At 63.5% G+C, this 26,674-nt stretch carries 28 protein-coding genes and 1 pseudogene; 23 read left to right on the top strand and 6 right to left on the bottom strand.

The window, feature by feature from the left end:
* Positions 1-804 precede the first annotated feature (804 nt).
* From M3M27_RS11000 to M3M27_RS11020, 5 genes are all read right to left on the bottom strand, one after another.
* Positions 805-1,488, bottom strand: coding sequence for an ABC transporter ATP-binding protein (locus M3M27_RS11000; protein ID WP_434025723.1), 684 nt, complete (start codon positions 1,486-1,488; stop codon positions 805-807).
* Positions 1,489-2,616 carry an efflux RND transporter periplasmic adaptor subunit gene (locus M3M27_RS11005; RefSeq protein ID WP_434025724.1) on the bottom strand — a complete coding sequence of 376 codons (1,128 nt, stop codon included), beginning with the start codon at positions 2,614-2,616 and terminating at the stop codon, positions 1,489-1,491.
* Positions 2,597-3,766, bottom strand: a complete 1,170-nt coding sequence (locus tag M3M27_RS11010; RefSeq protein ID WP_434025725.1) for an ABC transporter permease — start codon at positions 3,764-3,766, stop codon at positions 2,597-2,599. The genes M3M27_RS11005 and M3M27_RS11010 overlap by 20 nt, the downstream gene beginning before the upstream one ends.
* 10 nt (positions 3,767-3,776) lie before the next feature.
* Positions 3,777-4,919: an FtsX-like permease family protein gene (locus M3M27_RS11015; RefSeq protein WP_434025726.1), complete on the bottom strand. Its 1,143-nt coding sequence runs from the start codon at positions 4,917-4,919 to the stop codon at positions 3,777-3,779.
* 331 nt (positions 4,920-5,250) lie between these two features.
* The gene (locus tag M3M27_RS11020) at positions 5,251-5,430 is read right to left on the bottom strand and encodes a hypothetical protein (protein WP_434025727.1); all 180 of its coding nucleotides are present in this window, start codon (positions 5,428-5,430) and stop codon (positions 5,251-5,253) included.
* Positions 5,431-5,620: 190 nt separating this feature from the next.
* Between M3M27_RS11020 and M3M27_RS11025 the strand changes: the two genes are divergently transcribed.
* Positions 5,621-6,426 (top strand): IS5 family transposase gene (locus M3M27_RS11025; RefSeq protein WP_130531530.1). Its coding sequence is split into 2 segments (ribosomal slippage): positions 5,621-5,951 and positions 5,951-6,426, totalling 807 coding nucleotides; the frame shifts between segments, so codons are not numbered across the junction.
* A 271-nt stretch (positions 6,427-6,697) separates the two neighbouring features.
* Here M3M27_RS11025 and M3M27_RS11030 read toward each other — a convergent pair.
* Positions 6,698-8,065, bottom strand: a complete 1,368-nt coding sequence (locus M3M27_RS11030) for a tyrosine-type recombinase/integrase (RefSeq protein WP_434025728.1) — start codon at positions 8,063-8,065, stop codon at positions 6,698-6,700.
* A gap of 932 nt (positions 8,066-8,997) precedes the next feature.
* Between M3M27_RS11030 and M3M27_RS11035 the strand changes: the two genes are divergently transcribed.
* From M3M27_RS11035 to M3M27_RS11140, 22 genes and pseudogenes are all read left to right on the top strand, one after another.
* A complete protein-coding gene (locus tag M3M27_RS11035) occupies positions 8,998-9,729 on the top strand; it encodes a hypothetical protein (protein ID WP_140720811.1) in 732 nt (243 codons plus the stop codon).
* 120 nt (positions 9,730-9,849) lie between these two features.
* A complete protein-coding gene (locus tag M3M27_RS11040; protein WP_073664141.1) occupies positions 9,850-10,068 on the top strand; it encodes an AlpA family transcriptional regulator in 219 nt (72 codons plus the stop codon).
* Positions 10,069-10,110: 42 nt separating this feature from the next.
* Positions 10,111-10,974: a ParA family protein gene (locus M3M27_RS11045; RefSeq protein WP_140720808.1), complete on the top strand. Its 864-nt coding sequence runs from the start codon at positions 10,111-10,113 to the stop codon at positions 10,972-10,974.
* Positions 10,958-11,203 carry a type II toxin-antitoxin system HicA family toxin gene (locus M3M27_RS11050; RefSeq protein ID WP_140720805.1) on the top strand — a complete coding sequence of 82 codons (246 nt, stop codon included), beginning with the start codon at positions 10,958-10,960 and terminating at the stop codon, positions 11,201-11,203. Before M3M27_RS11045 ends, M3M27_RS11050 begins: the two co-directional genes overlap by 17 nt.
* A 16-nt stretch (positions 11,204-11,219) precedes the next feature.
* The gene (locus M3M27_RS11055) at positions 11,220-12,899 is read left to right on the top strand and encodes a ParB family protein (RefSeq protein ID WP_434025729.1); all 1,680 of its coding nucleotides are present in this window, start codon (positions 11,220-11,222) and stop codon (positions 12,897-12,899) included.
* An 18-nt stretch (positions 12,900-12,917) separates the two neighbouring features.
* Complete coding sequence (locus M3M27_RS11060) at positions 12,918-13,478, top strand: DUF2857 domain-containing protein (RefSeq protein ID WP_140720802.1); 561 nt, start codon at positions 12,918-12,920, stop codon at positions 13,476-13,478.
* A gap of 3 nt (positions 13,479-13,481) precedes the next feature.
* Positions 13,482-14,681, top strand: coding sequence for an STY4528 family pathogenicity island replication protein (locus M3M27_RS11065; protein ID WP_434025730.1), 1,200 nt, complete (start codon positions 13,482-13,484; stop codon positions 14,679-14,681).
* Positions 14,682-14,841: 160 nt separating this feature from the next.
* Positions 14,842-15,210 (top strand): DNA-binding protein, encoded by a 369-nt coding sequence (locus tag M3M27_RS11070; protein ID WP_073664146.1) that lies wholly within the window; start codon positions 14,842-14,844, stop codon positions 15,208-15,210.
* A complete protein-coding gene (locus M3M27_RS11075) occupies positions 15,207-15,734 on the top strand; it encodes an RES family NAD+ phosphorylase (RefSeq protein ID WP_140720800.1) in 528 nt (175 codons plus the stop codon). Before M3M27_RS11070 ends, M3M27_RS11075 begins: the two co-directional genes overlap by 4 nt.
* Positions 15,735-15,932: 198 nt before the next feature.
* Positions 15,933-16,721 (top strand): PFL_4669 family integrating conjugative element protein, encoded by a 789-nt coding sequence (locus tag M3M27_RS11080; RefSeq protein ID WP_140720798.1) that lies wholly within the window; start codon positions 15,933-15,935, stop codon positions 16,719-16,721.
* The gene (locus M3M27_RS11085; RefSeq protein ID WP_140720796.1) at positions 16,718-17,245 is read left to right on the top strand and encodes a DUF3158 family protein; all 528 of its coding nucleotides are present in this window, start codon (positions 16,718-16,720) and stop codon (positions 17,243-17,245) included. Before M3M27_RS11080 ends, M3M27_RS11085 begins: the two co-directional genes overlap by 4 nt.
* Complete coding sequence (locus tag M3M27_RS11090) at positions 17,242-17,619, top strand: single-stranded DNA-binding protein (protein WP_140720794.1); 378 nt, start codon at positions 17,242-17,244, stop codon at positions 17,617-17,619. Before M3M27_RS11085 ends, M3M27_RS11090 begins: the two co-directional genes overlap by 4 nt.
* A gap of 298 nt (positions 17,620-17,917) precedes the next feature.
* A complete protein-coding gene (locus M3M27_RS11095; RefSeq protein WP_140720792.1) occupies positions 17,918-19,945 on the top strand; it encodes a DNA topoisomerase III in 2,028 nt (675 codons plus the stop codon).
* A gap of 299 nt (positions 19,946-20,244) precedes the next feature.
* Positions 20,245-20,694: pseudogene (locus tag M3M27_RS11100) on the top strand (DNA cytosine methyltransferase); the annotation flags it as partial.
* 58 nt (positions 20,695-20,752) lie between these two features.
* Positions 20,753-21,991, top strand: coding sequence for a DNA cytosine methyltransferase (locus M3M27_RS11105; RefSeq protein WP_434028006.1), 1,239 nt, complete (start codon positions 20,753-20,755; stop codon positions 21,989-21,991).
* Positions 21,992-22,263: 272 nt separating this feature from the next.
* The gene (locus tag M3M27_RS11110; RefSeq protein ID WP_140720790.1) at positions 22,264-22,515 is read left to right on the top strand and encodes a hypothetical protein; all 252 of its coding nucleotides are present in this window, start codon (positions 22,264-22,266) and stop codon (positions 22,513-22,515) included.
* A 24-nt stretch (positions 22,516-22,539) separates the two neighbouring features.
* A complete protein-coding gene (locus M3M27_RS11115; RefSeq protein WP_140720788.1) occupies positions 22,540-22,932 on the top strand; it encodes a hypothetical protein in 393 nt (130 codons plus the stop codon).
* A gap of 96 nt (positions 22,933-23,028) precedes the next feature.
* Complete coding sequence (locus M3M27_RS11120; protein ID WP_140720786.1) at positions 23,029-23,493, top strand: hypothetical protein; 465 nt, start codon at positions 23,029-23,031, stop codon at positions 23,491-23,493.
* 106 nt (positions 23,494-23,599) lie between these two features.
* Positions 23,600-24,292 carry a hypothetical protein gene (locus M3M27_RS11125; protein WP_140720784.1) on the top strand — a complete coding sequence of 231 codons (693 nt, stop codon included), beginning with the start codon at positions 23,600-23,602 and terminating at the stop codon, positions 24,290-24,292.
* Positions 24,293-24,373: 81 nt separating this feature from the next.
* The gene (locus tag M3M27_RS11130; RefSeq protein WP_140720782.1) at positions 24,374-25,111 is read left to right on the top strand and encodes an ABC transporter substrate-binding protein; all 738 of its coding nucleotides are present in this window, start codon (positions 24,374-24,376) and stop codon (positions 25,109-25,111) included.
* An 84-nt stretch (positions 25,112-25,195) separates the two neighbouring features.
* Positions 25,196-25,528, top strand: coding sequence for a uridylate kinase (locus tag M3M27_RS11135; protein ID WP_140720780.1), 333 nt, complete (start codon positions 25,196-25,198; stop codon positions 25,526-25,528).
* Between the two features lie 288 nt (positions 25,529-25,816).
* A complete protein-coding gene (locus M3M27_RS11140) occupies positions 25,817-26,626 on the top strand; it encodes a GTPase (RefSeq protein ID WP_140720778.1) in 810 nt (269 codons plus the stop codon).
* Positions 26,627-26,674 lie beyond the last annotated feature (48 nt).

The following is a 26,674-nucleotide window of genomic DNA, read 5'->3' on the forward strand; positions in this document are numbered from 1 at the left end:
CCTGCGGGAAGACCGAACGGGCGTGGTCGGTACAGCGGAGAAACGGGCGTTGTGCGGGGATGAACCTCCTTCGGGAATAGTGGGAAAGGGTGACGAACACAGGTCGGTGGCCTGCGGCATGGGAACGTGGAGCGGACGCAAGACGCTGCGCCTTAGAAGGACCGACGAACGAGAAAGGACAATGGCTCGGCCCTGGATCAGGGGGCGGCGCGTGCGGGAGCCGTGTGCGCCTGGAGTGGTTCCATCCTTGCGGACGGGCACGTGCGGGAACCGGTGCCCTTGGGAGGCCGGGTGGGTACGGCCAGCGCAGTGACGACGCGGTGGCGCATGGAAGCTGCGCCAGGATCTCCGGTGTTCAAACCCGCCGGAAGGTCACTGCCGGGCCAGTATGTCGGGGCATCGTCATGCACGCCGCATGTAATGCGTAGCCGCGCCAGCCCGCATTATTGCGGCAGCCGCCGTTGTCGTCACTGCGGTGGGCAGTGACGACACGGCTCGTGGCAGGCATTGGCGCAGTTCATGGGGGAGGTGGCATCGCTGGCGCAGCGCAGGAAGGCTGGCTGTTGCAACTATCCCCAGGGGATAAGGCCATGGAGCTCCATGGAGCGCTAGTCGTGCCGTGCAAGACTGGCTATCAGCAGAAAAATAGCGCCGCCCGAAAGCGGCGTAATGGCACATGGGGCCAAATGAAGTTGAGGCTTGGCTGCAGCAGTTCGCCGAGGCGGTCGTAAGCGGCTGTCGAGGGCAAGCCAGTTGCGTGCCTTACAAGTCACAGATCAAAATGCGCCTAGTGTGGTCTATTGATCAACCAACGACCGGTTCCAGCAAATGCCCCTTCTCTAGATCGAGACGCCGAGTTGCATAGCCAGCCGCCTTAGGATCATGTGTGACCATAATGATTGTCTTGTCATGGACCTGATTGAGTTCCCGAAGAAGGGAAAGCACCTCTTCGGCAGAAATCCGATCCAAATCACCCGTCGGCTCATCGCATATCAGGATGGCCGGATCGGAAACAATCGCGCGCGCGATCGCCACGCGCTGTTGCTGTCCCCCGGATAGTTCGCTCGGCTTGTGCGAGGCACGATCTGCCAACCCTACTAGCTCTAGAGCAATTTCGGCACTCCGCCGCCGTTGAGATCTGCTCAAGTGGGTCAGGACAAGCGGAAGCTCAACATTTCCCCGAGCACTAAGAGATGGCATGAGGTTGTAGAACTGGAATACATATCCGACGTTACGGTGCCGCCAAGACGAAAGCTCATTGCTTCCCATGCTATCAAGCCGCTGCCCTCCGACATCAACCTGACCTCGACTTGGTAAGTCCAGACCGCCAAGCAGGTTCAAAAGCGTGGTCTTGCCGGATCCAGACGGCCCCATCAAAGCAAGAAACTCACCTTGTTCTATATCAAGATTGACATCGTGCAACACCTCCACTTCGGAGGAGCCGCGTCGATAGGTTTTTGTCAGATTGCGTACTGAGATTAAGCTCATTTACATTGATCCTTGGTTGTCAGCAGCGTTCGCTTCTCGCCGCGCAGAGAAACTGACCATTGCCCCCATCTCAGGAACGATGCGTTCGTCAGGGGCAAGAAATCCAACCCGTACTTTCACGGTCGCCTTTCCTCGATCAGCAGTGGGAATAATCGCAATGACCTTGCCTGGAAACGGGCTATCCCGATAGGCATTGAGGGTTATGCTGACGGGCATACCAGGTTGCACGCGGCTAATGTAGGCCTCGCCAACATCCACTTCGACCTCAAGGGAAGCCATATCCACGATGGTCCCGATACCCGTTCGAGTGTAACTGCCACCCGCAGAGAGCGGAGATACGATTTCGCCAGGCTGGGCTGCCTTGGCCACGACCACACCATCGAATGGCGCACGCACAATCGTGTCCGAAATACCAATGTCGGCAATTCGCACCTGCTCCAATGCCGTGGCAACCTCCATTTCTTCACTTTCAAGCTGCGCCTGGAGGGCATCTCGCTGCGCCACAGCCTGATCGTACTGGGATCTTGAAACCAATTTCTGCTCAACAAGCGTTCGCAAACGAGCCTCTTCGACAATGGCCTGCCCAAGCTCCGCCTTGTATTGGCGAACCTGTGCCCGTGCAGCAGCGGCCCTTGCTATGTATAAGCGACGATTGGCGTCTGCATCGATCCTATCGAGACGTGCCAGCACTTGCCCCTTGGAAACGTGCTGCCCCTCTTCTATCAGAACTTCAGCGACACGCCCGGTCACGCGGGCGGATACGGTGGCCATGCGTCGTGCCACGACATATCCACTGGCTTGGAGGACCGAGGAGGATGGGTTTGCAGTCTGAACGATGGACGACGCAGGCTGTACTTCCCCCCGAACAGGAACTGCGGTTTCTTTTTGTGCAGGAGCAACTATCTTGGGGCGTAACAACAAATGGACGCCGACCAGAACGGCAACGATACAGGCGCAAACTAGCGCCGACGCGGCCAGGACTTTCTTGCGACTCCCATGACTGGCGGATGCCACACTTGGTCGTTCCAGCCGCAATTCCTCTAGAAGTCGTTTGTTCGTACTCATGAATAAACGTCCATTGCCAAATGCGTCTTCGACCATCCCAAGCCTAATCGGCTCGAAGCGCATCGACCAAACTTCCAAAGGACATCTTCCAAATGGGAATCAAGGACGCCAGCGCACCGAGAAGCAGCGTGTAAAAGAAAACCGAGACCAAGACCCTGCCATCGAAGTTGAGCTGGGCGAACATGGAGTGCCCGCCAGAGGACGCCACAAACTGACGGCCATCCAGAGTCAGGAACAACACGAGCAGGGACAACACACAAGTCAGTGCACCGATGATCAACACTTCGATCAGTGCCGATGCAGCCACACTACTGCTTCGGAAACCCAAAGCACGCAATGTTCCCGATTCCCGACGACGACTCCGGAAGGACGTGCCGAGTGCATTGCCGATGGCAAGTACAGCCCCCGCCCCCAAGATGATCGACACGGCAACCGTTGCCTTGTACAGAAGCTCCGCCAACCATTGGGTATGCGCCTGATAGTAATAATCCTGTCGGACAATGCGGACTTCTCGTAGCCTGGGGTCTTGTTGGACGGCATCCTTCAGCTTTTGGAAGTTCTCCGGACGATCCAGCTTCAACAGCGCTACAGACCATACGGATTGCGATTGGTAATCTGCCTGCAAGGTGGACAGATCCGCCCAAAGCTCGGAGTCCCAAAGGCTTCCTGCACGATCCATTCTTCCGGAAAGATGCCAGTCATTGTTTCGGATTCGGACGGAAGTGATTTTCTGCTGTCCGTTACCAATATCACTCCCCACCATTGCTCCAGCCAAAAGCGCCCGACTTCCCGGCTTGATTGCATTGAACGGATCATCAGAAAATCCCATCACCCTCCACGTCTGCGGGTCAACGCCGCGGACCTGTATGGATCTGACCTGGGTGCCATCACTAATTTTCGTCGTCCCTAACAACTGCGGGGCAACGAGTGATTGCCCATCAGTTCCGCGCGCGACATACGGAAGATTACCGAGAAGCTGGATTTGTTGAGGTGAGAGCGTGCTGCTCGCCTCATCGAACGAACTCGTACTGAGAGCCAACGCAACATCAGGCCGCCCCGTCTTCGCCGCAGCCTGTTGCAAGCCGGAGGGCACGGCAAGGAGAACTGCGAGTACGGCAGAGGCCAAGGCAAAACCGGCTATGGTGAGGAATAAATCACGCGGACGAGAGCGATGCGTATGCCCCGAAAGCACTAATAGGTGAAGAATTTGCACTGTTGCCTCTTTACGCAGCGTTGCGGTCTGCCGGAGTTACGCGAGCGATGGTTCGGAATGGCGCAGCGGCCGACATCAGCGTCAAGGCAATCGCTCCAATCGCGAGCACCGCGTACGAAAATCCCAGCGGACGGATCTGCCCAAGATAAATGGAGACATAAGGGGTCAGCGCTTGCAGAAGGATCAGAGCCAGCAGGATGCCCAAGCATGCCCCCACAATCGTTATCACCGCGATTTCGACCACAATGCCGGCTTGGAGATGGCTCCCCCTGAATCCAATAGCCTGCATAGTAGCCATCGATGCTCTACGTTCCGCAGCCACATGAGCAAAAGAGCTGATGAAAACCAGCAGCGTGCATGCCGCAAGCGCAGCAGCCACCAACCACAACAGAATCGAGATGCTGCCGAACCGACTGAGGATCCCCTCCGATTCAGCTGCTGGGTTGGCTTGGATTGGTTCAACCTCGGAAGCAAACTCTTGTTCGATCCGAACGGCCAAATCCGCAGCCTTAACTCCGTCTTCAAGATAAACGCGGGCCACTCGAATCGTATCGCGATCCGATTCCGGAACCATGCGGTTTACATAGCCATAGTGGGCAAATGCGATCTGATCATTGCTGCCTGTATCAGACGGCGGAAGTATCGCAGACACCGTGATTTGAAGTGGCCGGCTGCTGAACAAGTCCATCGGTTCTATCGTAGTGCCCGAAGTCCATCCGCAATCGGCTGCAAGACGAGAACCAGCAAGGATGTTGCGATCATTTCCCTGCCAAGAGGAAATGGCCGATGCCGGAGTATTGCCCCCAAGGACGGCATGCAACCTGCCGGAAGGAATTTCCCATGCGTTCAGCGTTGCAACTGTAGCCGGTTCACGGCACATCACGGGAATGAACGTCATGAATGCAACGTCTGCGACACCATCCACATCGCGCAACTTTTGGACATACCGCATTGGCAACGAGCGACCATTACGCTCAGCCATCACGGTAATGATGGAACTCATCCCAGCCTTGGTTTCGGCCGACAGTTTTGATGCAACAGCGGACAACACCAGCCATGCCAATACCGTTACGGCCAGCGATGCAACCAAGTAAACAGAGCGCGACGGATGCTCCCTCAGACGCAAAAAGCCCAACTCTAAAGCGACCTTCATCCCTTTCTCATCTCATCCTATCCGTTGCAGCATTGAGCCAAGTGGTGCTTAGCGATCCACTCGCCCTTTGCTGGAAGACCAGAAGACGCGTTTGCAGTCTTGCGGCCCAGCCCCTGTTGCCGGGGAACACTCGACGGTACCGCCGCGCTGAAAAGCGGCATCCTCTGCCGCATTGTCAACGTAATGAGTGCTGCATGAAGCAAGGGAGGTTGATGCTAAGGACAAAGCTATCCAGAAGAGCTTTTTCATGTCAAAAATCCAGTAAAAATAAGATGATTCAGAACGCTTGGTGCCGCGGACACCAAGCGCAATTTTAGGTCATCTTAGTGGATTACCACTTGACAACGACCTCGCAGTAGACGGTGCCATCGGACCTGACACCGCAGCGAAGCTCACCTTCCGCACGTGCGGCGCTCGCTTCAGGCGAGGTCGGCGTGGCGAAGGCGGGGACGACCGAGAAGGTGGACGCCAGGATCATCGCGCTTGCAAGAACAGCCTTGAACTTCTTCATCGTACTCATGTTCCTTATGGTGTTGACGTAAGAACAGCTTTGCACTGAGGCAAAGATGCATTCTTCCTTCCATGCAGCCGGTGCATCCTCACTGAACTGGCAAGGAAAAATTCATCCAACCTTCAGGCAGATTTAGAGCGGCTAACAAAACCGCCTTGTACACCTGAGCGGTGATGACAAAATCGCCTGCATGGCACGTCGCAAAGAGATTCCCGCCGCGCTGTGGAAGCGCATCGAACCTTTGATCCCGCCCGTGAAGCCCTCGCCCAAGGGAGGGCGACCGCGCGTGAGCGACCAACAAGCCCTCAACGGTATCGTCTATGTCCTGCGCACCGGCATCCCGTGGGAGGAGTTGCCCCAGGAACTGGGCTACGGCAGCGGCATGACCTGCTGGCGGCGGTTGCGCGACTGGCAAGCCGCCGGGGTCTGGCATCGTCTGCATCAGGTCCTGTTGGCCGAACTGCGCCGGGCCGACAAGCTGGACCTGAGTCGAGCCAGCCTGGACGCGGCCAGTGTGGCCGCCCCCCGGGGGGCGCCTACACCGGGCCGAACCCGACCGATCGCGGTAAGCTCGGTAGCAAGCGGCACCTGATCACCGACTGCAACGGCATTCCCTTGGCGTTCTGTGTCACCGGAGCCCACCGGCACGACTCGGTGGTATTCGAGGAGTTGGTTGATGCACTGCCCCCGATCGCTGGCAAGCCGGGGCGTCCGCAACGCTGGCCGGGCAAGCTGCACGCCGACAAGGCCTACGACATCGACCGCTGCCGCGATCACCTCAACCAGCGAGGTATCACCCCGCGTATCGCCCGCAAGGGGATAGAACGCAACGATAGGCTGGGACGCTATCGTTGGGTAGTCGAGCGCACTCATGCTTGGTTCGCGGGCATGGGCAAGCTGCGCATCCGTTTCGAACGCCGGATCGATATCCATCTGGCCCTGCTGTCTCTCGCCTGCTCGGTCATCTGTCTTCGCCATCTTCCCGGGTTTTGTTAGCCGCTCTTAATTTATTGGAAACACGCCATCTGTCAACACGCCGTTGTGCCGGCTCTACATCGACAAGAACGCGAGACTCTCCTTGAAAGGGCTGGCATCAGAACATCTGAACTATCAATCCGAAACAGATTGTTCCGAACTTGTATGCGATCACCGAAAGCTTCGCATGGTTAGTACCGCCACAATGCAATTTTGGCGTCATCTGCCGCTGGACTTCCTATGCACGAAGCAACGACGACCGAGCGAGCAGCCCGCCCCATCGCACGTCCGTTCAGCCCTGCAACTGCTGAAGGACCGCCATCAGCGCCGCCCCGCCATGGGCAGGCCGGGCCGATCCCTGCATCAGCACCTTCAGCGCCTGGACCACCTCCGGCATCTGCGGCAGCACCGGCGTGTTGACCACGGTTTCCCCCGCCGCCCAGCGGTCGAGCCGATCGGCCCAGTCCTGCATCATCGCCCGGCGCTGCTCCACGTAGGCGGCATGGTTGTAGGCGGCCCGGCTCGGGTTCTTCTCGACGTGGGACAACTGCACCTCGACCCAATCCTCGGGATACCCCAGTTCATTGAGCGCGGTCGAGATCGTGGCGCGGATGCCGTGGCCGGTCAGGCGATTGGTATAGCCCATGCGATGCAGCGCACCGTTGAGCGTGTTCTCGCTGATGCCCTTCTTCAGGTCGCTGCGGTGCGGCAGCAGGTAGCGCTGCGCCGGCCGCCGCGCCTGCACCCCCAGCAGTTGCTGGACGATGGCCAGCGCCTGCCGCGACAACGGCACGATGTAGGGATCGACAGTCTTGCCTTCCTTGCGCAGCTTCACCTGCAACTGCTTGACCAGCACCGGCGGGATGATCCACAGCTTGCGCTCCAGGTCGAACTGCGCCGGTACGGCCTGACGCAACTCCCCGGTACGCACCCCAGTCAGCAACAACAGGCGCAAGCCGAGCTTGGTCGTTTCGTAGCCACCGTAACTCGCCAAGGCCTGCATCAGCCCCGGCAGTTCCTCGGTGCGCAGGAACGGGTTGTGCGAGACCGGCGGTTTGGGCGCGGCCACGATGTCCAGGTCGGCGGCCGGATTGTGGCGCAGGCCCTTCTCGACCATGGCGTAGCGGAACAACTGGTTCAACCAGGTCCGCACCTTCTCGGCGGTCGTATGCGCCTTGCGCCGTTCGATCCGGCGCAAGATCGGCAGCAAGTGGGTCTGGTCCACATCGAAAATCGAGAACGGACCCAGCGTGGGCAGCACATCCTTGGCGAAGATCCGATCGATCTGCGACAGCGTGCTTTGCCGACCGGGCTTCAGGCTCAGGGCCTTGAAGGCACGCCAGGTCTTGAACACCGCCGCGAAGGTATTCAACGGCGCGGCCAGCACCGCCGCCTTGGCTTGCAGGCGGTAGATGCGCGGATCGACGCCGCGGGCTACCTGCGCACGCAGGTCGTCGCGCTGCTCGCGGGCTTCCTTGAGGGAAAGCTCCGGGTAACTGCCGATAGCGATGCGCTGCTGCTTGCCGAGCCAGGTGAAGCGGAAATGCCACTTCTTGGCCCCCTTGCCGGTGATGAACAATACCAGCCCGTCAGCATCGTTGAGGGTGTAATCCTTGCCGGTGATCCGGGCTTGGCGGACGACGGCATCGGTAAGCGCCATGGGGTACGTCTCCTCTGGTTGAGGAGGTGTACCAACCGCACCGGGGAGAAGTCAGGCGAAAATCCGCACCGCCAGCCACCCGGATTTCACGTACTGATTCGTGTACTGATCCGGCGTGGTTGAAGGTGGATTTCAGCGGATTTCGCTGGAAGCTCCACAGGACGAAACCACTGTGGAATCAAGCTGGTCAAGACATCCGTGGATGTCTCTGGACCATGAATTGGAGCGGGAAACGGGTATCACATCAAACACCCAACCCGTTGATGAACAACGAAGTTTCCCGTCTCGCTTGTCTGAGACGGCCTCAATTATGGCCTCAAACGGGTACCCCGTCAACGCTCCGCGTCCATCAACATCCATGGTGATCTGACGACGCCTACCGTGCGCTACGCCCTCTCGTCCCTCGCATGCGCTCGGTTGCTTGTTCAACGTGCAGCTCTTCGGGCGCATTTCGGCAGCGAACACCTGATGCGATTTCAGCCTCTCAGCATGCTGATCGCGCATCCCAAGCGTGCCACTCGCCACAGAAATTCCTGGCGGGAAGGCTCCATCGGCAGACAAGGCCCTCCATAAGGCTCCAGCGCCAACACCTGATGCCAAATGGGCCTTGCCAAGCTCGCTGGAGCGTTTGACGCTCATCCCGAATGTGACTACGGCGTGACTGCTTCCGCTCGCACTGCTCTGTGTGCCGCCAACAAACAGCAGCGACTTTGTACACCCTATAGCAGCGCTGAGCTACTGGCCACGGGCCAGCTTCCCGCGCCATGACATGACGCCCCGCTCCCGCGAGCCTCGCGTCTGTCCGAACGATTTCCTCCGCTCGGGGCGGCCGCGTCCGCGAGCGGATTCCCACTGGTCAATGTGTCGATGCACCAGTCCTATCTGGGCGCTGAGGAGCTCTCGATGAAGTAGCGTCGCAAGGAGTCAAAGGCATGCGAGAGAATTCATTGTCGGATGTGTACTACCGTCCCATCGATGCGGCAATACGATGGGCTGGACTGCTGCGGTTCCGGGACGAGATCCTGGCCGCCGTCCAACATCGACACTTGCCTGCGCATCTGGACTGCCCGCGCTGCGACGAGTTGCGGCTCTACACCGATCGCATCTACGACGGCATCTACCACGGGGAACTTCCCTATGGTCAGAACGGCATCACGACGAACGACAAGACCCTGTGGGACTCCCCCGCGCTGACCGTCCGGCACATCGACCTGAAGCAGTGGATGCTCCACTACTATCCAGGGCAGCGACCGCCTTTTCTGTTCAGCCGCATCGAACGCATCGCCCATCCCGTGATCACCATGGAGTCCGGGCACGCGCTGCTGGTGGAGCGCGAAGCGCTGAAGTCGCAGCTTGAGCAGTGCCGCCGACAACTGCATGCCTTGCAAGAGCGGCAGAAGCTGCAAGGTCCGGCGCCTCCCGCCTGCAACCTGTGCCCGTTGAGCGATCGCGCCGAAGCCACCTACCTGCACATCATCGGCGCCATGCTGACGCTGATGCTCGGTCGATCGCCGTCGGGCACGCCTTACTCCAGCTTCAACAGCCAGGAGGCCATCGCCAGCGCCTTGGTCGCGCATCACGGCCACCTCATGGGCATCACCGAGCGCACGCTGCAAGGCAAGTTCGCCCAGGCCAAACGCAAGCTGCAATCGGCCGTCTCCTGAGATTCGCAAGCCCGTATCTGCGGTCGCGGAAACCGCATTTGCGGTGTACGCGGCCGAAAGGCGCTATTCCACTACGAGTCACCCCTAACAAGCGCTCGCGAGCGCCAAGGAGTGACTGTCATGCCGGACGAAACGCCGCTTCTTCCTACCGCGGTTGAGCACCGCATCCTACGGCTCGATGAAGTCGAAGCCAAGAGTGGCTTCAAGCGCGCCCACATCTACAACCTGATGAAGGCGGGCAAGTTCCCCAGGGCCATTCGCCTGGGGATTCGTGCGATCGGCTGGGATTCGCTCGAAATCGAGCAGTGGATCGCCGAGCGCCGCAAGCAGCGCGTCTGACCCCTCCGACCGTTCCATCCCGACGCGACGAGGAATCAGACCATGCTGGCTATCTCCATCATCTCGACCAAGGGCGGTGTCGGCAAGACGACGACCGCCGCCAACCTGGGCGGCTTCGCCGCCGACGCCGGCTTGCGCGTACTGCTGATCGACCTGGACGTGCAGCCCACGCTGTCCAGCTACTACCCGCTTGCACGCCAGGCGCCGGCCGGCATCTACGAGTTGCTCGCGTTCAACGAGCGCGACCCGGACAAGCTGCTGTCGCACACGCACATCGACCGGCTCGATGTGGTGCTCTCCAACGACGACAAGGGCCAGTTGAACACGCTGCTGCTGCACGCACCCGATGGACGCCGGCGGCTACGGCATCTGCTCCCGGCCTTCCAGTCCAGCTACGACCTGGTGCTGCTCGACACCCAGGGCGCACGCAGCGCGCTGCTGGAGATGGCCGTGCTCGCCTCGGACCTGGCGCTGTCGCCGGTCACGCCGGAGATCCTCGCGGCCCGCGAGCTGCGCCGCGGCACCTTGCAGTTGATCGAGGACATCACGCCGTTCCGCCACCTGGGCATCGAACCGCCACCGCTGCACCTGCTGATCAACCGCGTGCCGCCGGTCTCAGCCAACGCTCGCCTCATCCAGCAGGCGCTGCGGCAGATATTCGCGGATCGCAGCGACGTGCGCGTGCTGAACACCGCCATCCCGGCCATCGAAGCCTACCCGCGTGCGGCAACGCAGGGCCTGCCAGTCCATCGCGTCGAAGGCCGGCGGCCGAGCGGACGCAGCGCACCGGCCGCGCTGGAGTCGATCCGCATGCTCGCCAGCGAACTGTTCCCGCAATGGCGGGACCTGTTCGATCAGGTCGGTACGAAAACCGCAAAGGAGGCCGCCCATGTCCAGCGCACATGAGTTGTCCCGCGGGCACAAGCAACTGCGCGGCCTGATCGAGTTCGCGCTCCAGCACGGCTGGGAAGTCGTGCGCACATCGGGCGGCCATCTCAAGTTCACCAAGCCGGGCCTGCCGCCGATCTACACCGGCTCCACCGCCAGCGACTACTGCGCCGAGCGCAATGCCCGCGCCCAGTTGCGGCGGGCGGTTCGGCACGCCAGCGCATCGGGAGGGGAACGTCATGGCTGACTTGACACCCGACGACATGGCCGCCAAGTTGCTTGCCAGCGGCTTCCAGCGCCAGAGCCCCGCCGCGCAGGCGTTGAGCGATCCCATCGCCGATACCCCGATGGTGGTCACGCTCGACGAGCTGAGGCCTTACGAACTCGACCCGCGGCTGACGCGCAATCCGCTCTTTGATGAGATCAAGGCCTCGATCCGCGAGCGCGGCCTGGACGCGCCGCCGCCGATCACCCGGCGGCCAGGTGCCGACCACTACATCATCCGCAACGGTGGCAACACCCGGCTGGCGATCCTGCGCGAGCTGTGGTCGGAGACGAAGGACGAGCGGTTCTTCCGCATCTCGTGCCTGTTCCGGCCCTGGCCCGAACGTGGCGAGATTGTCGCGCTGACCGGCCACTTGGCCGAGAACGAACTGCACGGCGGCCTGACCTTCATCGAACGCTCCCTGGGCGTGGAGAAAGCCCGCGAGCTGTACGAACAGGAGAGCGGCAAGCCACCGTCGCAGTCCGAACTGGCCCGCCGCCTGGCCGCCGATGGCTACCCGGTCCAGCAGTCCCACATCAGCCGGATGCAGGACACCGTGCGCTACCTGCTGCCGGCGATCCCGAACGTGCTCTACGGCGGGCTGGGACGGCATCAGGTCGAACGGCTGGCCGTGCTGCGCAAAGCGGCGGAGTTCGCCTGGGAAACGCGCGTGCACGGCCGGCACCTGAGCGTCGATTTCGATACGCTGTTCCATGACGTCCTGGCGCAGTTCGACGCGCAGCCCGAGAACTTCTCGCCCCAGCGCGTACAGGACGAGCTGATCGGGCAGATGGCCGAGCTGCTGAGCGCGGACTACAACGCCCTGGAACTGGACATCGACAACATCGAGAACCGTCAGCGGGCGGTGAACAGTCCGCCCAGCCTGCCGGCCGAACCTTCGGCGCCGCCCACGGTGCCCGCATCCGCGCCCGCCCCACCTGCAGCATCGCCGCTGCCTGCCGCCGACACGTCGGAAACCGCTACGCCGTCCTCACGCACGGCGACGACGCAGAAGCCGGCCACCCCGGCACCGGCCGCAGCACCGCCTGCGAAAGCCGAAGACGAAGATGCGGACGCGGCGAATGAACGGCTGCAAGGTCACATCGTTTCCCCGGCGGCCAGTACCGATCGCCTCCAGGCCATCCAGCAACTGGTCGCCGAGCACACGGGCGAGGCCTTGCCGGATTTCGCGGACAACGTGCTGCGTGCGATTCCGGTCCAGGCCGGCGGGCTGTTTCCGATCACCGACGTCTGGTACATCGAACCGGGGCTGGACAGTCCCGACCGGCTGCGCATCCACATCGGGCAGTTCGCCCGCGAGATCGCCGACGAGGCCGAGTTGGCCGATTGCATCGCGCCGAGCGATGCCGGGATCGGCTTCCGGTGTTCGGCGGCGCTGCCCGCCACCCACACCGCGCCGGCGTTTGGCCGCGCCGTACTGGCGCTGCTGCATGCACTGAGCGGCGACGCGACCGACAGCGCGCCAATCCATCGTGCCGGGCACGATCCCTCTGGCTTGAACACGCTGGGCGTGCTGCTGCAAGGCGCTCGTCCCGGCCATCCCATCACGATTCCCCGATTGAGCGACAACGGGCTGGTCAAGCTCTTTCGCTTGTTGCGACTGGCTCGCCGCCTTTTGGAACTGGAAGCAGGTACGCGCGATGTAACCGAGGATTGAACCGACGGGAGGCCATCCATGTCCGCACCCCACCCACTGAACCAAGCCGTCGTCGCGCAGGCGCTGCATGACTTGCGCAACGGCCAGTTGCGCCGATGCCTGGCCATGGGATTCGGCGAGCGCGAACTGGACGTGCTGAAGCAGCCGGCGCTGGTGGCACTGCTGGCCAACGCGCGAGTGCCGTGGTGCTCGGTGAAAGTGGATCGAGACATGCTCTGGCGGCTGGTCAGCCAGATGCGCGACATCGAACAGGAGATCACTTCGGTCGACCGGATGCTCAGGCTCGGCGCCAGCACCGAGATGGTCAGCAAGTTCTATGGCCTCACGCATCAGGAAGTGGCGCTGCGCCGCGAAATACTCGGCTTGCCCAAGCGCAAAGGCCGTCATCCCGTGCTGAGCGAGGAACAGGAAACCACCCTCTGGCATCGTTGGAAGCCCGCCATCACCGCACGCGGCATCGCGCTGGACGATGAAACCGCCATGCTCGGACTGACGATGGAACTGGCTGAATCGCTGTCCCTGCCCATGTCGGTGATCTGGGCCGCGATACAGGGCTGGATCGAACAGAAGCTGGTGTAGGCCATGACGATGCCCAGTCCAGGCTCGCCAGATCCAATGCCGCTTTCGGCGCTGCTCGACGGTGCGCTTCAGCATCTGGAGGCGTCCAGTCGCGCCGCGGCCAGCCCCCCGCAGCCGCAGGACGGCTTTCTGTTCTCCGGCAACCGCCACGAGGCCGTGCCGCGGGCGCTGTTCTTCGACCGGCGGTTGACGCCCTTGGAGCGCAACGCCTGGCAGGTCTGCCGCCTCATGCTTAACGACGATGGCCTCACCGCCTGGCCGACCTACGAGCAGTTGCGCCCCTGGCTGACCTCGACGCCGTGCGCCCCGAAGGCCTCCCACGAGACCGTCGCGCGGGCGCTGACGGTGCTGCGACTCACGCGCTGGCTCAGCCTGGCTCGGCGCCGGCGCGACCCCAAGACCGGCCGCATCCTCGGCAACCTCTACGTGCTGCACGACGAGCCGCTGAGCCCTTTCGAGGCCATGCAGTTGGACCCTGCTTACCTGGAACTGGTCAGCCAGGCGCTGACCCATGCCAGCAAGGCCATCCAGCGTGTGGGCCAGCAGGCATTGCGGGAGTTGGCCGACGACCCTCTGCTGCGCGGGCGCCAGTTGCCGACGCGGCTCCAAGTGCTCGCCCAGCGTCTGGCCCACACGCATCCCAACCTCGCGGACACTTATCCACAGGAGGATGACGATCAGGATTCCGAAGAAGGCAGCGAACGCCTTCTTCGGAACGAGGAATCGCCGTCTTCGGATTCCGAAACAGGCGAAAAACCCGGCAAATCCACCCCTCTTCGGAATCCGAAGCAGGACCGTACTGAAGTACTGAGTAGTCGTATAAAAGAAGTACGTACAGTACCGCGTGCGCGAGAACTCAACGGCCTGCGACTGCCCGAGCGCTTCCAGTCCTTGAAGGACGAGCAGCAGGCCGGGGCGCTGGTGGCGCTGCAACAGGTCGAGAACGATCAACGCCAGGCCGTCCTCGACGAGTGGGCCGCCCGCTGCCGTGGCAGCACGGTGCGCAACCCCGCCGGCTATCTGTTCGGCATCATTCAGCGGGCGATCCGCGGCGAGTTCAAGGCCTGGGCCGGACAGACCGACACCGCCAGCACCCGTCCACGGACCAATCCAGGCCCGGCGCCACCTGCACCGAGGGCGGCCAGTCCCGAGCAAATCCAGGCCCATCTGGCCCACCTGCGTGCCATCCTGGACAAGCCCTGAGCAGCAGACGTCCTTGGCTTTCCATGGCGCTATCCCCAGGGGATAGTTGCAACAGGGAGCCTTCCCAGTCCGGCCCCGGTCGGAAATGGGTCGAACTTGAGCTATGCGTGAACTGTGCGTAAAATGTGCCTGAAACCACTCTCCATTGAGGAGTAGCGCCATGTCCGCCGTCTTCGCTGATGTGCTCGAATCGACCCGTGAACCCGGTACGTCGCGGTTCTCGGCATCGGGCATCGCCGCCGTTCTCGACCTGCAACAGCAGGATCTGGCCACGCTTGCGGGCGTTCACCGCAACACCCTGCGGACGCACCCGGAATCGCCCCGCCTGCAAGCCGCGTTGCGCGACCTGGTGCGAGTGCTGTCGGCCGCGACGGCGATACAGCCGGACCAGCAGCGTGCCATCTTCCTGATCAAGAACGAGCCCATTCCCGCGTTCCGCCACAAGACGCTGCTGCAACTGATCCAGGAGGGCCGGACGGAAGATGCGATCGGCTACCTGGAATCGATCAGCTCCGGCTTCGTCGGATGATCCTCGTCGATCTGCCTCCCGGCGCCACGCTGTTCCGGGCGCATACCCCGCAATGGGCCAGCCGGCCCACCAGCGGCGCGGGTGCCGCCACCCGCGGCGGACGCTTCAATCGCGAGGGCGTGGAAGCCCTGTACCTGTCGCTGGATGAGCTGACGGCACTGCGCGAATACCAGCAGACCTCGCCCTTCCTGCCTCCCTGCACGATGTGCTCGTACACCGCGACGCTGAGCAACCTGGTCGATCTGCGCCAGCTCCATCACGGCGAACCATGGGACGAACTGTGGCATGACTGGCGCGAGGACTGGCGCCACCTGAAGCTGGAACTGCACATCGAGCCGCCGACCTGGGTGCTCGCCGACATGGTGCTGGCCCATGGCTACACCGGCATCCTCTTTCCGAGCCTGGCGCACGAGGGAGGAACCAACGTCGTGGTCTATGCAGACCAGCTCAAGGACGGCAATTCGGTGGCAGTGAACGACCCGGACGGGCGACTTCCCCGCGACCAATCCAGTTGGGTGCGCTGATCCACGTCCCGAATCGGTCCATGCACTGACCGAGTGGATGTCCTTGGCCTTCCATAGCGCTATCCCCAGGGGATAGTTGCAACACACAGCCTTCCGCTTCTCCCCAAACCGGCGTCCTGTCCGTGCGGTTTGTTGACTGACGGCCTTCCGGCCCGTCCCGATGCTGGCGACTCGCTCACCACCTTGCGAGTCGCCTCCATGCCTACTAACGAATCCCTGCAACTGAACCTCGGGTCGCTGCGCAGCGCGATGTCGCTGACGCTGCACACGCATCATGCCTCCCGCATCTGGCACGGCCGCGCCGCCGCAGAAGGACGGCCCGGCATCATCGGCCTGAACGGCTATCTCTCGATCATGAGCAAGCTGCGGCGCGGCGCCGAGCAGGACGATCCGTACAGCGACTGGTGGATGCTGCGCATCGAAGACAAGCTGGCGCAGACCAAGACCAGCCTGCAATCGCTGCGCGAACAGGTGGAGCAGGTGCTGGCGAACGTGCCGCCCGCGTTGTCGCTCGGAGAAAACATGAACGTGCAGCCGGTCAAGCTGCCGCTGTTCGTGAACGCACAACTCGGCTTCATGGCCGTCTACCTCTTGGCGGACTACGACGACCTGGCCCGCAAGCTGATCCTCTCCCACCACACCGCGCTGATCGACCGCTCGACCCTGGAACGCTGGCTCAACGAAGGCGCGCACGCGCTGCGCAGCCTGTTCTCGCTGGCCCAGCAGTACCGCTACTCCGGCTGCACCCGCGACGACTTCGCCGCCAAGAACGCGGCAGCGCGTGCAGCCATCGAGAAGTACGGCGAACTGCCGCAGGAGGTGCTCGAAGGCACGAAGCGTTCCCGCTATGCGCCGCCCATCGTCCGGCGTTCGCCGCTGGCCTCGGCCCCCGGAGGCCGGGCCAGCCGCGCGGAGGACGAACCCGCGCTGGACGACGAGACCCCGCCGACTGCGGCAGCGGGCGATGCCGAGGGTGAGCCGGAATGAGCGCCAGCCCCGCGCGTCGATTCGCACCATTGGAACAGGCGGACTTCCTGACGCTGGAACACGCCGCCTTCCTAAAAGGCCTTTTACGCCCTTTTCCTTTTAAGGGTAAGGGGAGTCTGGAGGACTGGGCCAGCCAATGCCACGCGCTGCGCGACGACCTGATCGCCCTGGCGCAGCGGCGCGTGCTGGCGCAGGCCACCGACTACCCGTTCCGCCTGCTGCCCGTGCATCTGGCCCAGCAGACCACGGGCGCCGGCACGACCTTCCTGCGCTGGCGCAGACCCGACCGTTCGGCGATGGGCGTGGCGCTGTGGCAGTCGCTGATCGCCAGCCCTTCCACGCCCGACCACCTGATCGGCGACCTCTACGCGATGGAGGTCCAGCGCATCGTGCTGAACATGCAGGTCAGCCTCACCCACAGCATCGCCCGCCAAGCATTGGAGGCCGCCGAGAAGGTCGCCCAGGCCGAAGCGGTCTACCACCGGCGCAGCCGCGCCAACCACTCCCAGGAGAAGCATCGATGAGCACCCATTTCAGTGGCGAGGGCAATATCGGCTCTGCACCGGAATACCGCGAATTCCCCAGCGGCAACGACGAACCCCGCAGGCTGCTGCGCCTGAACGTCTACTTCGACAACCCGATCCCGAAGAAGGATGGCGAGTACGAGGACCGCGGCGGCTTCTGGGCGCCGGTCGAACTCTGGCATCCCGAGGCGGAGCGCTGGGCCAACCTCTACCAGAAGGGCATGCGCGTGCTGGTCGAGGGGCGCACCGTGCGCGACGAGTGGGAGGATGCCGACAAGAACGAGCGCGTCACCTTCAAGATCGAGGCCCGCCGCGTAGGCATCCTGCCGTACCGCCTCGAAGCGGTGACGCTCAGCCCCAAGCCTGTCACCTGATCGCTGCCTCTGCGAGGGCGGCTGCGGCAACCCACCGTCGCCCTCCATGCGCCAGTAGACCTCAGTGGAGCTATCCCCAGGGGATAGCTCCACCAACGTCCACCGAGTTCCACGCGCTCTCCCGATACGACGCTCCCGCCGAACAAACCGCAGCTTTGCCGTCCGGCTGCTGCGGCACGCGCCGCCTCATCGACCAACAAATCGGTGGCCGCGCCATGCGGCTTCTTTGCGGTGTCGCCGGCTCATCCCGGACACGCTGCTGCTCATCCGATGAACAGCACGTTTCCGAGGAGGCCGAATGCGCGTGGTTCTCTGCGAAAAGCCCTCTCAGGGCAAAGACATTGCCCGCGTGCTGGGCGCGAACCAGCGTGGCAATGGCTGCTACACCGGCGCCGGCCTCAGCGTCACCTGGGGCATCGGCCACCTGATCGAAACCGCACCGCCGGAAGCCTACGGCGAGCAATACAAGCGATGGGCACTGGAACCGCTGCCCATCGTTCCCCAGCGCTGGCAGGTCGAGGTCAAACCCAAGACTGCCGCGCAATTCAAGGTCGTCAAGCAGTTGCTGGCGCAGGCCAGCGAGCTGGTCATTGCGACGGACGCCGACCGCGAGGGCGAGATGATCGCCCGCGAACTGATCGACTACTGTGGCTACCGCGGCCCCATCCAACGCCTCTGGCTCTCGGCGCTCAACGATGCGTCGATCCGCAAGGCGCTCGGCGCGCTCAAGCCTTCGTCGGAGACCTTGCCGCTGTACCACTCGGCGCTCGCCCGTTCGCGTGCCGACTGGTTGATCGGGATGAACCTCAGCCGCCTGTTCACCGTACTGGGTCGGCAGGCCGGCTACGACGGCGTGCTCTCGGTCGGCCGTGTGCAGACCCCGACGTTGAAGCTGGTGGTCGACCGCGACCGCGAAATCGCACGTTTCGTCTCCGTGCCGTTCTGGGCGATCGAGGTTGCCCTGTCCGCAGGAGGCGCTTCCTTCATCGCCCACTGGCTGCCGCCGCAGGGCTGCACCGACGATGCCGGCCGCTGCCTGCAGCAGCCCGTCGCGCAGCAGGCCGTCGAGCGCATCCGCACGGCCGGCACCGCTCAGGTGATCGGCGTCGAGACCGAGCGGGTGCGCGAAGGCCCGCCGCTGCCGTACGACCTGGGTACGCTGCAAGAGGTCTGCTCCCGGCAGTTGGGTCTGGACGTGCAGGACACGCTCGACATCGCGCAGGCGTTGTACGAAACGCACAAGGCGACGACGTACCCGCGCTCGGATTCGGGCTATCTGCCCGAAAGCATGCTCGCCGAGGTGCCGACCGTCATCGACAGCCTCATCAAGACCGATCCGGCCCTGCGCCCACTGGTCGCCCAGCTTGATCGCAACCAGCGCTCGCGGGCTTGGAACGACGCCAAGGTCACGGCGCACCACGGCATCATCCCGACGCTGGAGCCGGCCAACCTATCCGCCATGAGCGAGAAGGAACTGGCCGTCTACACGCTGATCCGTGCGCACTACCTGGCGCAGTTCCTCCCGCACCATGAGTTCGATCGCACCACGGCGCGGTTCGCCTGCGGCGGCCAGAACCTGGAAGCCGTCGGCAAGCAGATCGTCGTGCCGGGCTGGCGCCTGGTGCTGGCGGCATCGGAACCTGCCGACGAGGACGGCGACGCCAAGGCTCGCAGCCAGGTGCTGCCGCAGCTGCGTGAGGGACTGGCCTGCCGGGTCGGCCAAATCGATCTGAAGGCACTCAAGACCCTGCCGCCCAGGCCATACACGCAGGGCGAACTCGTGAAGGCGATGAAAGGCGTCGCCAAACTGGTCACCGATCCACGCCTGAAGCAGAAGCTGAAGGACACCACCGGCATCGGCACGGAAGCCACCCGCGCCAACATCATCAAGGGCCTGCTCGACCGCGGCTACCTCATCAAGAAAGGCCGTGCCGTGCGTGCCTCCGACGCTGCCTTCACCCTCATCGACGCCGTGCCGCCGGCCATCACCGACCCCGGTACGACCGCGATCTGGGAGCAGGCGCTGGACATGATCGAAGCCGGCCAGATGACGCTGGACACCTTCGTCGAGAAGCAATCGGCCTGGGTCGCGCAGCTCGTGCAGCAGTACCGCAGCATCACCTTGTCCATCAAGCTGCCGCAGGGGCCGGTCTGCCCGCTGTGCGGTGCCGCCACGCGCCAGCGCACGGGCAAGAGCGGTGCGTTCTGGTCATGCACCCGGTATCCGGATTGCACGGGAACGGTGGCCATCGAATCCAGTCCGCGACGCCGCGCCAACAGCGGCACCCGCGGCACGGCACGCAAGACGCGCCGCTCGTCCACGTAGTCGCCACACCCAACCCCATCGCACCGGCCGCGACCGATGCGCAGGCCTCGCACCCCGCGAGGCACCCAGCACGCTCAACCTTCTGCGACGTGTGCACGTCCGCACCGGCGGTTCCTGCCGGCGCGGCGAGAAGGCGCACTGGTCACCGCCCGCATCCGTGGGCGTTCTGTTCGGCGTGTTTCCGTTCTCCCGGTCGGTCTCCCGGCGGCTTGCAGCGCGAGCCGCCGGGAGACCCACTGGGTCAGCGGTAGTCGATGCCGGTGCCTGCCGGCGAAACAACAGGCTCCTTTTGTGCGCGGATGCGTGCCGAAGGATTTCGGCCCCAACCACGACACGGGCCGGGTGCGATCGCTGATGCAGCGACAGGCTCTACCGACGGCCACGTCCTGCGACAGCCCACGGGTGGTTTCCTCCTCGCCAGCCGAAGACCCGAGCGGTCTTCGGCGCCTTTCTCCTGCCTTTCCGACACCCCGAACAGGAGAACCCCCGTGCACCCTCGACACCCTCCAGCTTTGCAGTACGGCAGCGTGTGCAGCGGTATCGAAGCCGTGAGCCTGGCCTGGCAGCCCCTTGGGCTGCAAGCCGCCTGGTTCGCCGAGATCGAGCCATTCCCCAATGCCGTCCTCGCGTACCGCTACCCCGAGGTTCCGAATCTCGGCGACATGACGGGCATTGCCCGCCAGATCCGTGCCGGCACCGTTCCCGCGCCCGACATCCTGGTCGGCGGAACTCCATGCCAATCCTTCAGCGTCGCCGGCGACCGCCAAGGGCTCGCCGATCCGCGCGGCGCGCTCACCCTTGACCTATGTGGAGTTGGCCAATGCCATCGATCAAGCCCGTACCCAAGCCCGCCGCCCGGAAGCCACGCTCGTCTGGGAAAACGTCCCGGGCGTCCTCTCGGACCGCTCCAACGCCTTCGGTTGCTTCCTGGGCGCACTGGCCGGAGAAGGCCGTGCGCTCGAACCACCAGGGCCGCGGTGGACGCACGCAGGTTGTGTGTCTGGACCCCGCCGCCGCATCGCGTGGCGCGTGCTCGACGCCCAATACTTCGGTGTTGCCCAGCGCCGTCGTCGTGTGTTTCTTGTGGCAAGTGGTCGAGACGACCTCGATCCCGCCGCGGTACTTTTCGAGTCCGAAGGCGTGCCTGGGCATCCTGCGGCGGGCTTCGCTCCGTGGCAAGACGCTGCCACGGGTCCTGCATCGGGTACTGACGCAGCAGGCAGCTATGCCGGATTGAACCGCGCCTACGGCAAGGTCACGCTCGCCTTCGGCGGCGGCAACACCTGCGGGCCGATCGACGTGGCCGCCTGCCTGACGGCGGCCCCAGGCGCCAAGAACGACTTCGAGGTCGAGACCTTCGCCGTGCAATCGATGACTGGCACGATCAGCCATGCTCTGAACACCGCCAACAACGGCAAGGGATGCAGCGAAGACGGCACGGGGCGCGGCGTGCCGATCATCGCTTTCACCGCGCAGGGTTGCGGCGCGGATGCAGCGATGGAACGGGCACCGACGTTACGCGCTGGTGGGCATCGCAATAGTCATGCGAATGCTGGTGTGGTGCCAGCAATCGCTTTCGCGCAGAACTCGCGTGGCGAGTTGCGGCTGGAATCAGGGCACGGCCAGTTGACCGGCACGCTGTCCACTGGCGGCGGCAAGCCCGGCCAAGGCCGGCCAATGGTCGTATCGGTTTCGCTTCGTGGGCGCGAAGACGGTCTGCGTGCGGAGCTGAGTGGCGTCATCTCACCCGTGCTGCGTGCAAGCAGCGGCGGCGGTGACAAGGGCCACGTGCTTGCACCAACCTACGAGGCGCATTTCCACTACGCCCCGAAGGCGCCGGGGGATGCCGACTGGTCGCAATGGCGGGTGCGCCGGCTCATGCCCGTGGAATGCGAACGCCTCCAGGGCATGCCCGACGACTACACGCTCGTGCCGTACCGCGGCAAGCCGGCCGCGGATGCGCCGCGCTACAAGGCCATCGGCAATTCGATGGCCGTGCCCTGTGTGGCCTGGTTGGGACGCCGACTGTTGCAAGCATTGCGTTGAACACGGTGATGGCGGGTTTCTGTTTCTCGCGCGACGGCGACCTTGCCCGCCGCGATGCTCCTCCCATGCGTCGCTGACTTCGTCAGCACCATGCCAGCAGCCAGGGTCTTTCGGCTGCCGCGGAATCCTCTTCCGCGCGACCCGCCAGTCCGCTTCGCATCGCCCCCCCGCGGACGAGCGCCTTTCCGGAGCCGATGCTGCCTTGTTCCACCGACCGGGAGGTTCTGCTTCCCGACCGGGATGTGGCCTCCGACCTTCCCCAGGAGATCGCCATGTCCCTTCCGCCCCATGCGGTGCTTCCGAGCCCCGCCCAGGCCCGAGCCGATGCCATCGGCTATCTGGCCCTGATCCACGTCGGCAAGCGCCTGTTCGTCCAGGTCTGCCACAGCGCCGCCGGCCACTACATCGGCACCACCGATGCAGACGGCCCGGTCTCGCGCGAGTCCGCCCAGTACTTCCGCTCCTACCAGGCCGCCAGCCACGCCTTGGCGATCGGCCGTTGGCAACAGCGCCTCCATTCCTGAATCCCACTCGCCAGGAGACTTTTCATGAACCAGTCTTTGCCCCAAGACGTGCTCGAACTGATCGTGCGGGAAGACCTGCATTTTGCCCAGGCCCCCGAAGCGTTCTTCCAGGCATGGAAGCGCGGCGTCGAGATCGCCGGCCACCAGTGGTTCGGCGACGGCACCCGCGAAGGCCTGCAACATGCCGCCGAAAAGTGGGATCTGCGTCCAAACCTGCTGATGCTCAACGACGCCCTCGGCGTACTGAGCGGCGGCCAGCGAATGTTCCTCGCCGCGATGGTCAGCTTCTACAACGAACGCGAGGGCGGCGCCATGCTCAAGCGTTGCGGCTTCCACGGGCTGGCCGACTTCGGTGGCCTCGACTTGGAACGCCGTCAGGTGCTCGCCCAGTTGCTGCTCAACTACAACGGCTGGTGAGCCTGCCCAGGCACATCACCGTATTCCTTCCTCTCACCCCAAGAGGGACATGCGTCCCTTCGGGGCCATGTCCCTCCTTTTTTCATAGGAGCGACCATGTCCCGAATCCCTTCCTTCGCCATCGTCCTTGAGGGTGGCCTAGTCCAAACCGTGATCATGCAGGACTGGCCCGGCCAGGTCCCGCTGCCGCGCATCGCGGTGATCGACTATGACACCGAAGGCGCGGCCTACGACGAAATCACCCAGTTCGCCATCGGCGACAAGCCCGCGGAAGCCATCTGCCGCGGCGACGTCCCGGAGGTGTACGAATCATTTCCGGTGGCCTTGTCTCCCCGTGCCGTCCTTGCTGCGCTCGGCGAACCTGTCGATGACGACGCTTCCGAGCCGGCCATGACGGTGGCACGCAACGTCCGCAACAGCATCGTGGCGCTCGATGAGGCGCTGAACTGCAAGGAGCAGGCTCCGACCAGCAGCGATTACAACGAACTGTACGTGCTCGCCAACTGTGGGCTGATCGACGTGCTGAAGGCGATGGGCGACACCACCGACTTCGGCGACTGACTCTTCTTCCTTCCACCGCTCGAAGCCATTCCGGCCTCGGGCTTTTCCCATGCGGATGCCATCGTCCGCACGGACCGGCTCCGCTCGACCATCGAAAGGAGCCACCATGGCCAACAACTACTACGACGCCACCGGCGTCCTCGCGCTCGACCAGGTCACGCCGGTCATCACCGCACTGTTCGGCGGGTTCAATCTCGATCCAGCCTATCCCGGCAACGGGCGGGCCTACATCGCCCGGATTTCCGAGTCCAACGATCCGCAGTGGGACGACGTGCAGGAAGGTCTCGCCGACCTCGCCGCCACGCTCGGCCTGGATCGGCCGGATCAGGACGACGAATCGCCACTGGCAGGCATCCTGCGGGTGCTTGCCGCGCACTTCGGCGCCGAGGACGACGAGGCGTTGGAAAACCTCATCGAACAGCACGCGTTCGAGGACGGTGCCGATCTGGAGGCACTGTTCCTGGTGGCCACCTGTTTCGATGACGGCCACCACCTGGCCGCCATCCAGTTCGAGGGCTGCTGGCATTGCAGCAAACCGCGGCTGTTCGAGTTCGGCGGCGATGCCTGCTTCCTGAGCCGGGAGGTTCGCCTTTTCGGAGCTTCCACGCACGCCATGGAGCTTGGCGAGCAATTGCGCAAGGCCGTCCTGACGGTCGATGCCGAGGAAGCCTCCGCGCTGATCGCATTGGAGGCTGTCAGCGTGCTCTCGGGCATCAACGACGACGCCTTCCGTTCGCGGCTGCGGCGGCGCGTCGCCGAGCGGCTGTTCGACCCACCCGCGTCCGGCGATACCGCCTGACGTTCTTTCCTTCCTTCACCCGCTGGGGTTCCATCCCCGGCAGGGGATGGGCTCCGCCTAATCCTTTGCTGGAGAAATCCCATGTCCAAGACCGAAAATTTCTTCGTTCGCGGGTACAGCAACCTGCGCATCGTCCGCTCCCTCTGCATCAGCTACGACGACGGCAGCCCACTGGTCTGGCGTCCCATCCACGCCAGCCAGGCACTTCTATCCGACCGCGACCTCATCTCGTCGCCTTGCATCGTCACCAACGACTTCGCCGTGATCCGAAATATCGGCGAGGAAATCAGCGACGAATTGGCGGCCGAGTGCGATGCCGGCGACGGCGTCGATGGCGAGGGCGTCGTGGGCGCCGTGGTCTATGCCATCCACGGCGACGACTTCAACGGCGAACCCGTCCATATCGGCGACACCTATTCCGAGGGAGCTGCCCGCGAGATCGTGGGGCGGCTGAGTTTCGAGACCGGCTTCTACAGCCGCGCCTGGGAGATCAGCAGCGCCCATCTGACCGAGGACGCCAACCGCTACCTGATGGAGCTGGCTGACCTCGCTACCCCGGAGAGGTTCCTGTTCATCGCCTTCCGCATCCCGTACAGCCCGGCGATCGGCGTCAAGCTGATCTCCACGCCCTGGGCGGACAGCCATCTGCAGGACCTGGAAGGCATCACCGCCGAACAACTGCGGCAGGAACACCGGAACAAGGGCATGCCCGAATCCCTGGTGGACGCGCTGCAACAGGCCGGCCAGGCCGATGTTCGCTTCCTGATCTTCGATGCCGACGCCCCGGTACTGGAAGGTCTGCCGCTGTACGAATCGTAGTCCCTGCGCTCCCTGGGAGCATCCACCGTCCTTGCGGCTCGGCATCCGCGAGGGTGCTGAGCCGCTCCTTCTTTGGAGCACACCATGATCACTTCGCTGTCCGAGCCCGGCCTCGACCTGTCCGGCATCGTTGACCACGTACTGCACGATCTTGACGCCGAAGCAGACTTCGAGCTGCAACTGGGCGCCTGCATCAATGCCATGAGCCAGGACGATGCCATCGGCCAAACGCTGGTGTTCGAGCGCATGAGCGGCACGCTGCACATGCGCCATATCAGCATCGCCGATCTCATGGAGACCGACATCGACCGCTACGAAATGGTGGTATTCGACGGCGGCAATACCCGCGGCGACTGCTGGAAGCACGTCTTCTTCCCACGACAACGCACGCATTGCTTCGTGTACGAAAACTTCTGATCCACCTGCCGCCCCTCGATCGAGGGGCGTTTTCTTGTCCGTGTCCGCCGCACCAATGCGGGAACGTCCAGATTCCATATTGCGTGCACCGGGCCGCCAGCGACGCGCCATGCTGGCCGCGTGTTCGCTGGCGTAGCCGGCAACCGCCCAGGCAGTCGAGACCTTCGAGGCTGCGGTGCACCCGCACTGGTCATCTCCATCCATCGACGCACACCGCGTCCTTTCCACCCCAAGGGATCTTCCTCCCTTGCGGGCGGGAGTCCCTTGTTTTCCTTCAAGGAGTCTCCCATGGACCGTTCTGCTATTCGCATCCAGTTGCCCACGCTCGTCGCAGGGCACGTCCCGCGCAACGTGAACTCGTTCAAGTTCCGCTTCTTCGACAGCCAGCCGCAGGAATCCACGCTCGGATTCGTGATCGACCCCAAGCCCTTCGACGGCAAGGTGGTGGCGACGACCGATGACGCCATCGTTGTCAAGACCTCCCGTGCCGAGTTCGCGGTGCTGGATCGCGACCTGGTCACCGTCGTCCCCGACGAAGGTGCCAAGGTGCACGTCCAGCCCTATGCGCGGCGCCGCTTCGACGGCCTGCGCGCGGACACACCGGAAGAACGCACCGAGTACACCTCCGAGGGCAAGCCGTACACCATCCAGACGCACATCCTCGGCTCCGCGCCGGCCAAGCTGCCCATCCCCGAACCGCAGTGCCCCGAACTGCACGACCTGATCCAGCAACTGGAGGAACTGCCGGCGCCCGATCGCTTCCGGAAGATCACCCACATGCTGGTCGATGCCGGGGCCAAGGACTTCACCTGGGTCGATCCGGCACCGACCAAGATCATCGAGACGCCGCCGGCGATCAGCTTCTCCGTCTCCACGGCGAAGTTCGAGGGGCGGGTCACCGTGCTCTACGACCGTGCCGGCGACGTGTACGTGATCGAGCTGCATCAAGGCGATGAACTCATCGAGCGCATCGACGAGGTGTATTTCGACAGCCTTGGCGAGGCGCTGGCGCATCGGATCGACGATGGCCGCTGGCGCCAGATCCAGGTGACCGTCCTGGAGCAGGCCAAGCGCACGCGCAAAGCCCTCTCGGCGTGATCGACCAGGCCGCGGCTTCCGCGGCCTACCTTCCATCCCACTTTGAGG

Source organism: Xanthomonas boreopolis (assembly GCF_046529185.1).
Lineage (GTDB): Bacteria > Pseudomonadota > Gammaproteobacteria > Xanthomonadales > Xanthomonadaceae > Pseudomonas_S > Pseudomonas_S boreopolis.

What these genes read in the sequence shown, in the direction of transcription:
- M3M27_RS11000 (WP_434025723.1), bottom strand. Translation starts at nt 1,488, where the DNA reads ATGAGCTTAATCTCAGTACGCAATCTGACAAAAACCTATCGACGCGGC.
- M3M27_RS11005 (WP_434025724.1), bottom strand. Translation starts at nt 2,616, where the DNA reads ATGCGCTTCGAGCCGATTAGGCTTGGGATGGTCGAAGACGCATTTGGC.
- M3M27_RS11015 (WP_434025726.1), bottom strand. Translation starts at nt 4,919, where the DNA reads ATGAAGGTCGCTTTAGAGTTGGGCTTTTTGCGTCTGAGGGAGCATCCG.
- M3M27_RS11020 (WP_434025727.1), bottom strand. Translation starts at nt 5,430, where the DNA reads ATGAAGAAGTTCAAGGCTGTTCTTGCAAGCGCGATGATCCTGGCGTCC.
- M3M27_RS11030 (WP_434025728.1), bottom strand. Translation starts at nt 8,065, where the DNA reads ATGGCGCTTACCGATGCCGTCGTCCGCCAAGCCCGGATCACCGGCAAG.
- M3M27_RS11035 (WP_140720811.1), top strand. Translation starts at nt 8,998, where the DNA reads ATGCGAGAGAATTCATTGTCGGATGTGTACTACCGTCCCATCGATGCG.
- M3M27_RS11040 (WP_073664141.1), top strand. Translation starts at nt 9,850, where the DNA reads ATGCCGGACGAAACGCCGCTTCTTCCTACCGCGGTTGAGCACCGCATC.
- M3M27_RS11045 (WP_140720808.1), top strand. Translation starts at nt 10,111, where the DNA reads ATGCTGGCTATCTCCATCATCTCGACCAAGGGCGGTGTCGGCAAGACG.
- M3M27_RS11050 (WP_140720805.1), top strand. Translation starts at nt 10,958, where the DNA reads ATGTCCAGCGCACATGAGTTGTCCCGCGGGCACAAGCAACTGCGCGGC.
- M3M27_RS11055 (WP_434025729.1), top strand. Translation starts at nt 11,220, where the DNA reads ATGGCCGCCAAGTTGCTTGCCAGCGGCTTCCAGCGCCAGAGCCCCGCC.
- M3M27_RS11060 (WP_140720802.1), top strand. Translation starts at nt 12,918, where the DNA reads ATGTCCGCACCCCACCCACTGAACCAAGCCGTCGTCGCGCAGGCGCTG.
- M3M27_RS11065 (WP_434025730.1), top strand. Translation starts at nt 13,482, where the DNA reads ATGACGATGCCCAGTCCAGGCTCGCCAGATCCAATGCCGCTTTCGGCG.
- M3M27_RS11070 (WP_073664146.1), top strand. Translation starts at nt 14,842, where the DNA reads ATGTCCGCCGTCTTCGCTGATGTGCTCGAATCGACCCGTGAACCCGGT.
- M3M27_RS11075 (WP_140720800.1), top strand. Translation starts at nt 15,207, where the DNA reads ATGATCCTCGTCGATCTGCCTCCCGGCGCCACGCTGTTCCGGGCGCAT.
- M3M27_RS11080 (WP_140720798.1), top strand. Translation starts at nt 15,933, where the DNA reads ATGCCTACTAACGAATCCCTGCAACTGAACCTCGGGTCGCTGCGCAGC.
- M3M27_RS11085 (WP_140720796.1), top strand. Translation starts at nt 16,718, where the DNA reads ATGAGCGCCAGCCCCGCGCGTCGATTCGCACCATTGGAACAGGCGGAC.
- M3M27_RS11090 (WP_140720794.1), top strand. Translation starts at nt 17,242, where the DNA reads ATGAGCACCCATTTCAGTGGCGAGGGCAATATCGGCTCTGCACCGGAA.
- M3M27_RS11095 (WP_140720792.1), top strand. Translation starts at nt 17,918, where the DNA reads ATGCGCGTGGTTCTCTGCGAAAAGCCCTCTCAGGGCAAAGACATTGCC.
- M3M27_RS11110 (WP_140720790.1), top strand. Translation starts at nt 22,264, where the DNA reads ATGTCCCTTCCGCCCCATGCGGTGCTTCCGAGCCCCGCCCAGGCCCGA.
- M3M27_RS11115 (WP_140720788.1), top strand. Translation starts at nt 22,540, where the DNA reads ATGAACCAGTCTTTGCCCCAAGACGTGCTCGAACTGATCGTGCGGGAA.
- M3M27_RS11120 (WP_140720786.1), top strand. Translation starts at nt 23,029, where the DNA reads ATGTCCCGAATCCCTTCCTTCGCCATCGTCCTTGAGGGTGGCCTAGTC.
- M3M27_RS11125 (WP_140720784.1), top strand. Translation starts at nt 23,600, where the DNA reads ATGGCCAACAACTACTACGACGCCACCGGCGTCCTCGCGCTCGACCAG.
- M3M27_RS11130 (WP_140720782.1), top strand. Translation starts at nt 24,374, where the DNA reads ATGTCCAAGACCGAAAATTTCTTCGTTCGCGGGTACAGCAACCTGCGC.
- M3M27_RS11135 (WP_140720780.1), top strand. Translation starts at nt 25,196, where the DNA reads ATGATCACTTCGCTGTCCGAGCCCGGCCTCGACCTGTCCGGCATCGTT.
- M3M27_RS11140 (WP_140720778.1), top strand. Translation starts at nt 25,817, where the DNA reads ATGGACCGTTCTGCTATTCGCATCCAGTTGCCCACGCTCGTCGCAGGG.